This window comes from Streptomyces sp. XM83C (genome assembly GCF_023072675.1).
Classification (GTDB): Bacteria; Actinomycetota; Actinomycetes; order Streptomycetales; family Streptomycetaceae; genus Streptomyces; species Streptomyces thermocoprophilus.
This window is the reverse complement of record NZ_JALLGL010000185.1, coordinates 1-12870: the sequence shown is the minus strand read 5'-3', so window position 1 is coordinate 12870 and position 12870 is coordinate 1. Positions and strand designations below refer to the sequence as shown.

General features: G+C 70.4%; 9 protein-coding genes and 4 pseudogenes. 2 read left to right on the top strand and 11 right to left on the bottom strand.

The annotated features are described in order from the left end of the window. Positions 1 to 339: 339 nt before the first annotated feature. The 10 genes and pseudogenes from MTQ10_RS31810 to MTQ10_RS20245 all read right to left on the bottom strand — a co-directional run. Positions 340 to 434: pseudogene (locus MTQ10_RS31810) on the bottom strand (DUF317 domain-containing protein); the annotation flags it as partial. Further along, entirely contained in the window at positions 431 to 724 is a 294-nt protein-coding gene (locus tag MTQ10_RS20290) for a hypothetical protein (RefSeq protein WP_247470131.1), read from the bottom strand. The gene MTQ10_RS20290 and the pseudogene MTQ10_RS31810, both read right to left, overlap by 4 nt. Positions 725 to 936: 212 nt before the next feature. After that, on the bottom strand, positions 937 to 1773 hold the full coding sequence (locus MTQ10_RS31505; protein ID WP_308404583.1) for a GNAT family N-acetyltransferase: 837 nt from the start codon (positions 1771 to 1773) through the stop codon (positions 937 to 939). Positions 1774 to 1841: 68 nt separating this feature from the next. Then, the gene (locus MTQ10_RS20275; RefSeq protein WP_247470129.1) at positions 1842 to 2435 is read right to left on the bottom strand and encodes a class I SAM-dependent methyltransferase; all 594 of its coding nucleotides are present in this window, start codon (positions 2433 to 2435) and stop codon (positions 1842 to 1844) included. A 19-nt stretch (positions 2436 to 2454) separates the two neighbouring features. Then, a complete protein-coding gene (gene fxlM / locus MTQ10_RS20270; RefSeq protein ID WP_247470128.1) occupies positions 2455 to 4359 on the bottom strand; it encodes a methyltransferase, FxLD system in 1905 nt (634 codons plus the stop codon). 21 nt (positions 4360 to 4380) lie between these two features. Beyond that, a pseudogene (locus tag MTQ10_RS20265) lies at positions 4381 to 5073 on the bottom strand (ATP-binding cassette domain-containing protein); the annotation flags it as partial. Positions 5074 to 5143: 70 nt separating this feature from the next. Continuing rightward, entirely contained in the window at positions 5144 to 5692 is a 549-nt protein-coding gene (locus tag MTQ10_RS20260) for an SMI1/KNR4 family protein (protein WP_247470127.1), read from the bottom strand. Between the two features lie 24 nt (positions 5693 to 5716). Further along, positions 5717 to 5962 (bottom strand): annotated as a pseudogene (locus MTQ10_RS20255) (hypothetical protein); the annotation flags it as partial. A 406-nt stretch (positions 5963 to 6368) separates the two neighbouring features. Next, positions 6369 to 6539: pseudogene (locus tag MTQ10_RS20250) on the bottom strand (helix-turn-helix domain-containing protein); the annotation flags it as partial. Between the two features lie 9 nt (positions 6540 to 6548). Then, positions 6549 to 7607 carry an IS630 family transposase gene (locus MTQ10_RS20245; protein ID WP_247470124.1) on the bottom strand — a complete coding sequence of 353 codons (1059 nt, stop codon included), beginning with the start codon at positions 7605 to 7607 and terminating at the stop codon, positions 6549 to 6551. Between the two features lie 102 nt (positions 7608 to 7709). Here MTQ10_RS20245 and MTQ10_RS20240 point away from each other — a divergent pair, with 102 nt between their 5' ends. Beyond that, positions 7710 to 8324, top strand: a complete 615-nt coding sequence (locus MTQ10_RS20240) for a plasmid pRiA4b ORF-3 family protein (RefSeq protein ID WP_247470123.1) — start codon at positions 7710 to 7712, stop codon at positions 8322 to 8324. Positions 8325 to 8341: 17 nt separating this feature from the next. On the opposite strand, the gene MTQ10_RS20235 is transcribed toward MTQ10_RS20240, so the two are convergent. Continuing rightward, complete coding sequence (locus MTQ10_RS20235; protein ID WP_247470122.1) at positions 8342 to 10960, bottom strand: AAA family ATPase; 2619 nt, start codon at positions 10958 to 10960, stop codon at positions 8342 to 8344. Between the two features lie 199 nt (positions 10961 to 11159). Between MTQ10_RS20235 and MTQ10_RS20230 the strand changes: the two genes are divergently transcribed. Further along, positions 11160 to 12870 (top strand): M4 family metallopeptidase (locus tag MTQ10_RS20230; RefSeq protein ID WP_247470121.1); only part of this gene is annotated, 1711 nt, incomplete at its 3' end.

Here is a 12870-nt window from a genome sequence, read left to right as displayed (position 1 = left end):
TTCGACCGGGTGGGTTGGCACCCGTCGGCCGGGAGGGCGGACAAGACAGTGATGGGGCCTCTGGCCAGGCTCTTATGAAGTCACGTCCCCCGGCCCGACGGATGCAGGCGAACGTCCCCCGGACAGGGTCGACAGATCCCGTTGAGGACCCTGAGTCAGTCAGGCGTTGGGTCAGACCCCGCCGGGGAACGCTCACGTACATCCTCACTGTCAGGCGTCTTGTCAGGCAGGTCAGGCCCTGTCGAGGTGGCGAGCATCGATGGGGCACCGAGGGCAGGCGACGCTGAGCGCAGATCTGCTGCGTCGGGCTGATCAGCTGTTCCCAGCTGGACTTGAATGGATGTCGCCTCCGCCGGCCAGCGTCCGCGGCTCGACGAGGTAGTGCTGCTCGGCCTGCTCGCCCGGCACCAGCCCTGCCACCGGGTTTTGCTCACCGGCGCCGCCGGGCGACCAGCGGGGCCGGGGCGGGAGGCTTGCTCGCTGCCAGGGCCGCCCGTGTGCCGAACTGGACGAGGGTGTCCTTGTGGTCGTCCAGGTCCAGGCCGATGCTGTACGGCTCGTTCGCGGCCCTGCCCAGGGACAGCCACGCTTCTGCCGGCAGCGCACCGCGTTCGGCCTGGTGCCGGGCAAGGCGGCACCCGGCCTCTACGAGCTGGGCGAAAGCGCCGAGGATGCCGTCATCCGGGTTGACGATGCGCGCGATGACCTGGACGGCCGCGTACAACCCGGAGACCCGCAGGCCGCGGCGGATCTCTCAAACCGAGCTGGACTTCCTCGCTCACTACACCGAGTCCTGAACCGCTGCGCTGTCTCTGCATGCATGCAGGCCCCGGCCGGCGACGTCCAGCCGGGGCCCATGCGTCTCTGGCCGCATCCGCCACTGCCGGGGGAGGCGGTTGAGGTCGTCGAGAAGCGGGAGCACGTGGCAGGGCTACGTCAGCGAAGCAGCTCGTCGCCGGAATCCTGTGGCGGAAGGAACTTCGCGGCTTTTCGGGCCAGGACGGCAGTGAGGTATTCACGTGCGTCGGGACGCAGTCGTGCGAGGGCGACCAAGCCAGTGATGACAGTGTCGGCCACCTCGTCCTGTACGTCTGTCCACGTGTGGCTGTGCCCTTTTCTCGGGTTGGTGCCCCGGGCTCCGATGACGGCCTGCGCAGTCTCGCCAACCTCTTCCGCGAGCTTGAGCACTTGCAGGGTCCATTGCTCCTCCGGCGCGAGTCCGTTCTCGGCATCGAGACGGCTGAACGTGTCGGCCAGACGCTGGATCGTGTCCCAGTCGTCGGTCAGAGCGCCGCACCTGTGCCGACCGCGGGATTGCGGAGGTAGTGCGGTTCTGCGCATCAGTGCTGGATCGCTGACGAATCCGAGCCCCTCGTACAGAGACCTGGATTCGTCACTGGCGTGCAGTTCGAAAAGGGTGATGTCTTCCTGCTCCAGGTCGTTGAGGAGCGCGGTGAGGGCGGCTTTGGCGTAGCCGCGACGTCGGTACCCGGGCCGGGTGGCCACGGCTTGGATGCGTGCGGCCAGTCCCTTGGGATACCGGGGTGCGGGCAGTACGGGGCCGACGAGTGCCAGGGCGCAGGTGACGAGTCCTCCCTCGGGTGCTTCGACGACGTAGGCCCGGGCATCGCCGTGAGCCTGGAGGCGTTCGGTCAGTTGGTCTCGGCACAGGGCCAGCCAGTCAGGGGTGAGCGGCTGGGAGAGGATCAGCTCGGACCGCAGGCGGGTGATGGCTTCGGCATCGGCGGGCGTGGCACGGCGTGGAGTGGTCACGGGATCGGTCCTGTTGATTCGGCGATGGGTGAGGCGGCAGGGGGTTCACCGGGCGAGGCCCGCCTCAGTCAGGGCTGGGATGACGCGGAGGCGGTCATGTGCGGGTCGGTGATATGCACCGTGAGATCGTCGCCGCCGGCCATGCGCAGGATCTCCGGGCGTGGGGTGACGGTCGAGGCGGGGCCGTCGCCGGCGGAGTTGGTGTGCAGCACGGTGAAGTACAGCCGTCCGCCCGGTTTGACGGCGGTCGACAGGGCGGGCAGGAGCCGGTGCGGGTCGAGGAAGTGGAAGGTGCTGAGGGAGGAGATCACGTCGTACGGGGCTGTCGTGCCCAGGTACTCGACAGCGTCGGCGTGCACCAGCCGCAGGTCCGGTACATCGGGGTAGCGGGCACGCGCTCTCTCGATTTGGCTGAGGGAAGCATCGACGCCGTCCACCTGCGCTCCGTAGGTGCGGGCCAGGTGGGCGGCGTGCCGACCAGGGCCGCAGCCGATGTCCAGGACCCGCAGGCCCTCGACGTCCCCGAGGAGGGCGTCCCCGGGCCCGTTCGCTGCAGGGCCCCAGCTGATCCGTTCCACTTCCGGCAGGGGAGTGGCGCGCTCCAGGTGGTGCTTTCCATAGGTGTCCCAGGCGAGGCGGGTCTGATGCTCGATGTCCAACACGTCGGCCTCCGTGCTCAGTTCAGGGGCGGAGTGCATAGCAGCGCAGCACGTCGAGATCGGCGGTGCGTACTACGGACCAGCCCGCGGTGAGGATTTCGGCCTCGGCGGGTGTGATCCCGAGGTGCCTGTACGGATCGTCCTCCTCGCGGCGGCCGGCGAGTTCGGTGACGACCCAGAAGGTCCCGCCGGGCGCCAGGACCTGTCGGACGCGGTCGAGGAAGGCCGCCTTGTCGTCGATCCACCGGTAGACCAGGCGGCAGGTGACGATCGCATACGCGGCATCCGGCAGGGCGCTGAGGTCGTCGGAGACGAAGTCCATCAGGTGCCAGGCCGGCCCGTCGCCCCGCTGGGTGTTGCGGGCCGCGGCGATGGCGCTGGGCGCGAAGTCGATGCCGATGGTGCGGTAACCGAGCTGGTGAAGGTGGCGGGCGAGTGAACCCTCGCCGGTGCCGATGTCGAGTGCCGGGCGTCCGTGGCCCGGTCCGACATGGTCGGCCAGCATCGCTGCCTCGGTGCTGGTGACCTCGCGATACCGGCGTCCGCCGGCCCAGAGCGGCTCCCAGTAGTCGGCGGTGGCCGGCACGGTCGCCACTCGGCCGCTTTGCGAGCGGGCAGGACAGCTGGGCTCATGGTCTTGGGCGTCGGCAAGGGCTGCAGGCGCTGCTTCGTCGGGAACGACGGGCCAGTCGATCTTGATTCGAGTGTGCTTCTTGTGGAACACGTGCAGGCCGTCGGTATGGGCGCCGGTCGGTCCGGTGGCGTCCTTGGGCTGGACCGTGATGTGCGGGCAGGGTGCGGCGCGGTGGTCGCGCTGCCAGTGCCGGACGCTCTCGGCCATTTCCGTGGCCGCCAGGTGACCGGCCGGTCCGTAGCCGTGGATGACGAACTCGTAGGCGCCGTTGCCATTTTCGCCGTCTCCGATCCGCTCGTGTGCCAGACGGGCGAGTGACCTCCCACGCACCATGGCCGCTCCGGGCCAGTGCGGGGGTGGGGGACTGACGAGGCCGGTGTCGTGCTCCGGGTCCACGGACAGGCGGCAGAAGCCGGGGAGAGCCCCGGCCAGATAGAGGGTGAGGGAGTCGAAGGGTTCCTCACCCCCAACGGTGACGTGCGTACGGACCGTTGAGGGCGCCATGTCGAAGGCCGGGGCCAGCTGGTCGACGGGCATGGGCGTTCCGTCCTCGAAGGCAAGGCGGATGCCGCAGCCTGGGATGGTGCGTGGATTCGGTTCCCATGCGCCGGCGCCCTGCATGGGGACGAAGCCGCACACGGTGAGTGGCTCCTCACTGCTGAGAGCACCGTCGTGTTTCGTGAACCCAATGGACCAAACGTACTGGTGGAGGCGTAGCGGGGCGACGAGGCGTCCGCCCTCCGCGACCATGGTGATCCACGGCAGATCCCAGGTGTCGACCGTGACGATCACCGCGTCGAATCCGCCTTCGGGGACGACATCGGCGGGCAGATGTTCGGCGTCCGCGGTGAGGACACGGACACGGTCGTATCCGGTGGCGGTGAGGAAGCGGGCGGCGCGGTCGGTGACGTCTGGGTCGATGTCGACGGTGGTGACCTGTCCGGTCGGGCCGACCAGTTCGGCGATCAAGGCGGCGTTGTAACCGCCAGAGCCGACCTCCAGGACATGGTGGCCAGGCCGGAGGCGGGCCGATTCGAGCATGACGGCCTGGAGCCATGGTGCGCTGACGGAGCTGCTGATCCGGCCGTCGGGCGTGTGACGGGTGGGGATGATGTCATCGGCGTACGCGGTCTCAACGGGCACGTCCGGTGCGAAGGCATGGCGGGGAACCCTGCGCAGGGCGGCCTCGACACTGGCGGTGCGGACGTGACCGGCCGCGACAAGCTGATCGACGAGCCGGTGCCGCAGTGCACTGGGCTCGTGTTCCTGCGCGGTCGTGGGGGGAGTCGTCACCCTGGGGGCCTTTCGAACGGGTCATGCGGGATCTGCGACGGTGGGGGAACCGGGACGGGGGATGGTGCCCGCGGGGGCGTACTGGGCGGCTTGCGCGTCGAACATCGAGGCGTAGCGCCCTTGGGCGGCCATGAGTTCGTCGTGGCTGCCGTGCTCGACGAGCCGTCCGTGGTGCAGGACGTAGATGCGGTCGGCATGGCGGACGCCGGACATGCGGTGGGTAACCAGAACGACGGCCCGGTTCGGTGCGGCGAGCCGGCGGATGCGGTCGAAGGCGGCGATCTCCGCTTCCGGGTCGAGGGCGGAGGTGGGCTCGTCCACGATCAGGAGGCTGTCGGCATCCGAGGTGGCGCTGCGCCAGTGGGTCCGTGCGAGCCCGATCTTCTGCCACTCGCCGCCGGACAGTTCGCTCGCGCCGCGGAACATCCGGGCCAGCAGGGTGCGCAGCCCTTCGGGAAGTTTGGCGATGACCGGTCCGGCACCCGCGTAGTCCACCGAAGGCTGCAGGTGCTCGGGATCGGCCGGCCGGGCGGGCCGGCCGATACGGATGTTCAACGCCGCTGTCACGGGCCAGCGTTGGAAGTCCTGGGTGAGCAGTGAGACGCGGTCGAAGACCTCGGAGCGGTCCAGGGAAGCGATCTCGGCCCCACCCCATGACACCGTCCCGCTCTGCGGCAGCATCAGGCCCGACAACACCTTCATCAGCGTGCTCGTGGAGGCCGGGATCCGCCCCTGAGCAGGGCGTCACGGGCCCCGGCCGCCGGTGACCCGCCAGCCGGGGCCCTCAGCCCTTCTCGCCGAGGATCTCGTCGTTGGAGTCGAACTGATGGGTGTCGGTGGGCAGGTCGGGGAAGTACGAGCTTTCGGACTCTCCCGTCAGGACGGCCAGGAGAAAGGAGGCGCACTGAGTGGCGTGGTGCTCCCACTCGGGACCGCGCCCCTCGTTGAACAGCACGGTCCACTCGTTTGGGCTCTGCCCCGGTCCGGCGAGCCAGTACAGCATCGCTCCGCTGTCCTCGATGGAGGCCCAGGGCAGGACTCGCGTACCCGGCCCGTCGAGTTCCGCCGGTTTGGGCTCGGACTGCCACAGCCGGGCCAGCACCTCCTCCCGTTCCGCGGACTGGGCCACGAGATTGTAGTCCTCGTCAGGGCAGTGCGGGTCGAACAGCCATACCGTCTTGTCGAAGACGCCGCCCCCGTAGACCTCGACCAGTTCCTTGTAGTCCTCCGGCAACTGCGTGCCGAGGACCCGTTCGACACCGTTCCAGTCACGGGTCCGCCGGGGGCTGCCCGGCGGAACGATCTCGATGAGCCCGGCTACCGCGGCATGCATGAGGCGCTTGACTCCTTGGAGCCGTCATATCCGTTCGGGGACGTTCAGGACAGTGACGATGTTCGTGGTGCTGCCGCCCTCGTAGGGAGTGAAGGCGAATCCCTTGTTGCCTCGGGCCTCTGTCGTGAGCCCCAGCGGAATGACGTCGGTGGGGTCGTTCGTGCGGTAGCTGGGTGTGACGGTGTACTCGATGGTCTCACCGCGCTTGTCGACCGCTTCCCTGATCTGGTCCTCGGTCTTCCGCATGACCGGTGAATTGGCGAACCGGTGGGGCTGCCGCAATTGGCAGATGTTGATGGAACGTCAGCGGGCGAGGGCGGCGCAGGACGGTGGTTCATCGGCGTCGCCGTCGGGCGTCTCGGTGGTCTCCGGGATGTCGAGGGCGGTGCTGAGGGTGTCGACGACGTTGCGCTGGAGGCGGGTCGGACGCGGGGGTCCGGACGGTGGCGGTGACGCCGATGCGGGCGTGGCCGAGCAGCTTCCTGATCACGACGAGTTCGACGGACCCGGGCGGCCTGCCGCATGCATGATCTGAGCGATCTGGTCGAGGCATCGGCTGCCTGGCGGGGCGGCAATTCGGTGCATGACTTCGCTGACAGGTTTCCGTTCATGACACCGGGGCGACCAGTGAAAGCCTACGAGGAGCGTGACGTGCCCGGTCGGTGTCGTCGGCCGGTCAGTCGTGTGCGTGGGCGATGGTGTGAGCGAGCTGGACGCGGGAGTGGACGCCGAGTTTGCGGTAGACGCGGGTGAGGGTCGCCTCGACCGTCTTGACGCTGATGCTGAGGCTCGCGGCGATGTCACGGTTGCTGGCGCCGCCCGCGGCTAGTGCAGCGCCGCGTTGATCTTGCGGGGGTCATGCAGCTTTGAGCGGGGTTCCGTCGTAGGTCCAGCGGAACGGGCGGGCCTCGTCGTCGTAGGCGAGGGTGAACTCGCGGATCTGGCCGATGAGGTCCTGGCGTGAGGTGAACTCGCCGCGCCGCAGTAGTCGGCGGGTCAGGATTGAGAAGAAGATCTCGACTTGGTTGAGCCACGAGGCGTGTTTGGGCGTGTGGTGGACGGCGAACCTCGGGTGCGCGGCCAGCCAGGCCCGGGTCGCCTTCGAGACGTGGGACGACCCGTTGTCGAGAACCAGGTGGATTGTCAGCTTCGGATCGATGGACTGGTCCAGCATCCGCAGGAAGTCGATGAAGGTGGCCGAGTCGTTGCGGGCGATGTCCTCGACCAGGGCCTGCCCGGTGTGCACGTCCAGGGCCGCGACGATGGAGGCCGTGCCGTGGCGGCGGTACTCGAACTCGCGCCGCTCAGCGTGGCCCGGCCGTGCCGGCCGCGTGGGATGGCAGCGGGAACGAGCCTGCATCGCGGTCTTCTCATCCACGCTGAGCACCACCGAGTGGGGCGGGCGGTGCAGGTAGAGGCTGCAGACTTCGGCGGCCTTGGTGTAGAAGTCCGGATCTTCCGGACGGGTGAGCCAGCCACGTACCAGGTGCGGCTTGAGATCGAGGCCGGCCAGGATCCGGCCGACCTGAGACGCTGATATCCCGGTAGAGGCCAGGCGATGGGCGATGGAGCGGTGAGTCCACTGGCTGTCGGTCTGGGGCCGGGCGGAGGTGACGGTGGCGACGATGGCCAGGTGCACGTCGGGACCGTAGCGGCGGGAGCGGCCCCTCCGGGGCCGGTCCTCCAGCGCGGCCAGACCCTCGGCGGCGAACCGCTTGCGCCAGCGACGCACGGTGTCCAGATGCACGTCGAGGGTGCGGGCGATAACCGCGTTCGCGACGCCCTCCGCACAGGACAATGCGGCCCGGGCCCGCTGCACCCGGCGCAACGGCGCAGTCCGAGAACGTGCCAAATCGTCTAGCACTTTGTACTGTTCACCCTCCCAGACCACCTGGAACGGACTGACCACCGGCACGCGCTGTCCCCCCATCGACTCCGCGACTCGCGGTGATCATTGTCGCGAGCAGGGGGCGCACGTCCCGCCTGGGCGGCCGGCACGGATGGCAGGATGGCCGCCATGGCGAACAGCAGGAGCGCGAAGCCGAACTCGCGGACCGCACCGAGTCAGACCGTGCACAAGATCAAGATCACCTTGCGTGACTCCCGACCGCCGATCTGGCGTCGCTTGGAGGTGCCGTCAGGTGTCACCTTGCGCGAGCTTCACGACGTCGTCCAGGCTGCCTTCGGCTGGGAGGACTACCACATGTGGGCCTTCGAAAGCGGACAGGACCGATACGGAGTCGCCGACCGCGACCTGGGCATCCGCAGCGCCGCCTCCAAACGGCTCGGCCAGGTGGCTCCCCACGCCGGCGACCGGCTCCGCTACACATACGACTTCGGCGACGACTGGGAACACGACATCCTCATCGAGGACGTCACCGAGGCGGAGGCCGGTACCGCCTACCCCCGATGCCTCACCGGCCGCCGAGCTTGCCCGCCTGAGGACTGTGGCGGCATCTGGGGTTACGACTACCTGATCGAGATCCTTGCCGACCCCCGCCACGAAGAACACGAAGATCGCCTGGAATGGCTCGGCCTCGACTCAGCCGACAAGTTCGACCCTGCAGCCTTTGACGCAGCCCAGGCCAACTCCGCGCTGTCAGCCCTTGCGACCGTACTCGTCAAGAACTGACACATCACTGCCCGCCGTCAACAGCGACGGGACTGCTGACGGCGGGGCACAACCCCCGCAAGATCAATGCGGCGCTGCACTAGTTCGGCGCAGCGTTGTTCGGCCCGGGTCAGACGGGGCGGGGCCGTGTCGTGCGACGCGTGGTGCTCCAGCCGGTCGAGGCTCCGCGCGGCGGCCTCGGCCCATGGGTGCGCCTCGTGCGCGGTGAACAGGTCCGCGGCGCTCCTGGCCGCCTCACGGGCGCTCGCGCGGCGGCGTCCGCGGCGTTCGGTGTGGCTGAGGGCGAGCAGGGTGCGGCCCTGTTCGATGGGGAGGTGGCCGAGGCGGCCGGCCGCTTCGGTGAGCCGGCGGGCGGCCGTGTCGTAGTCGCCGCGTGCGGCGTCCAGGAGGGCGCGGACACGTGCAAGCGGCGGCAGAACGGTGTGCCTGCCGAGTTCGGTCGCGGTGCGGTGGGTGTGCTCCAGCAGGTCCCGGGCCTGTTCGAGGTGTCCCAGTACGACGAGGCATTCGGTCAGGTCGGCGTGCCAGCGCAGCACGGACGGGTCGCGCACCTGCTGGAGCGCCTCCAGTGCGCGTACCTCTTCCAGGGCCTCCAGGGCTTCTTTCGGGCGGCCGGTGACCAGCAGGAGATGGCCGAGGGCGAAGAGGTTGCGGGAGAGGAAGACCCGGTTGTCCTCCCGCCGGGACGCCTCGACGCCGCGGCGGGCGAGGGCGAGGGCGTGGTCGGTGCGTGAGGCGGTGCCCTCGACCAGGGCGGAGGTGTAGCAGGCGGGCCCGTACGGCAGGCCGGACGCGTCGGTCAGCGTCCGGGCGCGGGCGGCGTACCCGAGAGCGACGGCGCACCGTCCGGCCCGGATCTCCACCTCGGCGAGGCTGCGCAGCACGTCCACCGTGGCCTCGGCGTCCCCGGCCCGCTGCGCCCGGACGAGCAGCGGCAGCAGGAGCGTCCGCGCGTCGGACAGACGGTCGTCGAAGAGGGCGTGCCGGGCGGCGAGGTGCTCCGGGGTGGCGTTGACGGGGGCCGGTGCCGTCCGGGGCATGGCCAGCGCACGGTCGAGTGCGGTCTCGGCGCCGGGGCTGCCGAGGATGCGCCGGACGCGCGCCCGCATGGTCAGGGCGAGGGCGGCGGTGGTGGTGTCGCCGGCGGCCTCGGCGAGGTCGGCGGCCCGGCCGGCCAGCGCCTCGGCCCGTTCGGGGGCGCCCTCGTTGACGTTGGCGCGCAGTGCCTGGCGGAGCAGGACGCGGGCCGTCAGGTCGGGCCGGCCGGCGGCCTCGTGGAGGGCTGCGGCGAACAGTTCGTCGGCGTCGTTGAGGCGTTGCCCGCTCGCGTCGAGCAGGGTCAGCAGCGCCTCGAAGCGTGGGCCGGGACTGTCCTCGTGGGCCAGGACGAGGCGGGCCGCGGTCCGGCTGCGGGGGAGGTCGCCGCAGTGCGCGGCGTCCCGGATGGCGGTCAGGGCGCGCTCGGTGAGCGGCCCGGCGTCCTCGCGCGGGGTGAGTTCGGCCCCGAGCAGGGAGAGTTCGGCGGCCAGCGGGTGCTCGCCGCGCAGTCTCGCCCGGGCGGCGGCCTCGGCGGCGTCCCGGGCCGTACGCGCGTCGGTCGTACCGGTGGCCGCGAGCGCGGTGTGCCGGGCACGGCGGAGGGGGTCGTGACAGGCCGCCGCCAGACGGTGATGCAGCTCGCGGCGTGCGGTGACCGGCAGCCGGTTCATGAGTTCCGTGCCGATCGCCGAGGCGGTGAACCGCAGGGTCCCGTCCGGCCGGCCGATGTCGAGCAGCCCTGCCGTCTCGGCCTGCGACAGGAGCGTCTCGGCCGCCGGACCGCCGACCCTGATGAGCAGTTCGACGTCGGGACGGTCGTCCAGCGCGGCGCACGCCAGCAGTTCCCGCACCGCGTCCGGCACTTCGTCCAGCCACTCGCCCACCAGCCGCCGGGCCGTCGCGGGCAGAGGCGGCTCGGCCCCGCCGGCTCGTTCCGACGGAAGGGGCACGGCGTCGGCGAGCGCCAGGGCCAGCGCCGGATTGCCGCCGCTGCGCGCGTGGATCCAGGCGACATCGTCCGCGGACAGCGGACACGGCGACAGAAGCGCCGCGAGCTGCGCGGGCGACAGCGCCGGTACGCGTACGGGGTGTGCGTCCCGCCCGCACCAGTGGGCGCCCGACTCCGGCCGCCAGGAACGCTCGGCCACGATGACGGGAAGGTCCGGGGTCAGGCGCAGCGCCCAGCTCAGCACCGCCGCGCCGGCCGGATCCAGCCACTGGGCGTTGTCCACGACCAGGGTCAGGGGCGCCGCCTCCCGCAGCAGGGCCGTGACGAGGCCGCGCAGCCGCAGGGCCGTCCCGTCGTGTTCCACGCGCCCCGGCCCGTCCACCACGTCCTTCAGCGCCGCCCCCAGTTGCCGCGCCCACGGCGACGGCAGGCACAGCGCGAGTTCGAGGACGCCGGCGTAAGGGACCCGGGCGTCCTCCCGGCCCGGCGCCAGCCGGAGCACCGGCAGGCCCCACCGTCGCGCCAGCTCGTCCGCCGCCGTGGTCTTGCCGATCCCGGGCGGCCCGAACAGCACCACCCGCCGGGCCCCGTCCACGCCGTCCGGCACCCCCGGCGGCAGGGCACCGGCCGTCCCCTGAGGTGCTGTCACCCACGTCGCAGAGTCCTGCATCGGGCCATGGTGCGCCCGCCCGGCCCGCTCGTCCAGATCAAGGGGTTTCCCCGATGTCGCCCGTATCCCGCGTCCCTAGCCTCATGGCCACAGCCGGGCCGACTGCCGCTGAACGTCCTCCGCACGCCAGTTGACGTCCTGCGGCCTCTCCCCGACAGGGCCCGGCGGAAGGAACGCGATGAACCGCAAGAACGCCCTGGCAGCCGGTGTCGCCGCTGCCCTCGTCATGGGCTCCGTGAGTGTCCTGGCCACCCAGTCGACGGCGGTCGCCGACCCCGGCGTCAGCCGGTCCGGTGCCGGGTTCCGCGCCATGACGGCCGACGCCCGCGGCGAGGCGATACGCACGGCCGAACGGAACGCCACCGCGGTCGCCCGCGAATTCGGTCTGGACTCCGCGGAGCGCCTGGTCGCCAAGGATGTGCTGATCGACACCGACGGCGCCCGGCACGTGCGCTACGACCGCACCTACAGAGGCCTGCCGGTCATCGGCGGCGACCTGGTGGTGCACCTCGCCGCCGACGGCGCGATCACCGGCTCGGACCTGTCGCACCAGGGGCCGGTCCGCGTGTCCGGCATCTCCCCGAAGGTGTCGGCCGCCGCCGCCTCGGCCGCGGCCGTGAAGCACGCCAAGCACGTCAGGAACGCGAAGGCCGAGGACTCGGACAGCAGCACCCTGGTGGTGTACGCGGTCGGCGAGACGCCTGTCCTCGCCTGGCGTTCGACGGTCACCGGCACGGGCGAGAGCGGCCCGGCCTCGCGTGAGGCGGTCATCGTCGACGCCGACAGCGGCGCCCCGCTGGACAATTACGAGCTGCACCAGAGCATCACGGGCACCGGCAACGGCGTCACCTCCGGGCAGGTGTCCATCGAGACCTCCCAGGTCGCCGGCGGCTACACCCTCACCGACACCGCGCACGGCAACACGATCGTCCACGACTCCTACAACAGCCCGCAGTCCAACCCGAGGCTGTACGCCCGGACCTTCACCAGGACCACCAACTCCTGGGGCAACGGCACCGCGTCCAGCCGTGAGAGCGCCGCCGTGGACGCCTCCTACGGTCTGGCCAAGACCTGGGACTACTTCAAGAACTCGTTCAACCGGTCCGGCATCCGCAACGACGGCCGCGGCGCCCCCGCGTACGTGCACGTGGACAACGGTCTGCTGAACGCCTTCTACGACGACAACTGCTTCTGCATGTTCTTCGGCGACGGCTCCTCGCAGAACGCCAACACCCCGGTCACCGCGCTCGACGTGGCCGGCCACGAGATGAGCCACGGTGTCACCGCCGCCACCGCGAACCTCCTCTACTCCGGCGAGTCGGGCGGCCTGAACGAGGCCACCAGCGACATCTTCGGCACCATGGTCGAGTTCACCGCGGCCAACAACGGCGACCCGGGCGACTACTACATCGGCGAGAAGCTCAACATGCCGGGCGGCTACATGCGCCGTATGGACAACCCCTCCGCCGACGGCAACTCCCTTTCCTGCTGGACCTCCAGGGCCGGCACGGTGGACGTCCACTACTCCTCCGGAATCGGCAACCACTTCTTCTACCTGGCGTCCGAGGGCACCGGCGCGAAGACCATCGGCGGACGCGCGCACAACGGCACCACCTGCAACAACGACACCTTCTCGGGCATCGGCAAGGAGAAGGCCGCCGCCGTCTGGTACCGGGCGCTCAGCGCCTACATGACCTCGACCACCAACTACGCGGGCGCCCGCACCGCCACTCTCCAGGCCGCCGCCGACCTGTACGGCACCAACTCCCAGGAGCGTTACATCGTCTCCAAGGCGTGGGCGGCCGTCGGAGTCGGCACCGCGCTGCCCGACCCCGGCAACGGCGGCGGTACCCCGACCCCCCACCCTGTTCCTTTATACCATCTTACGC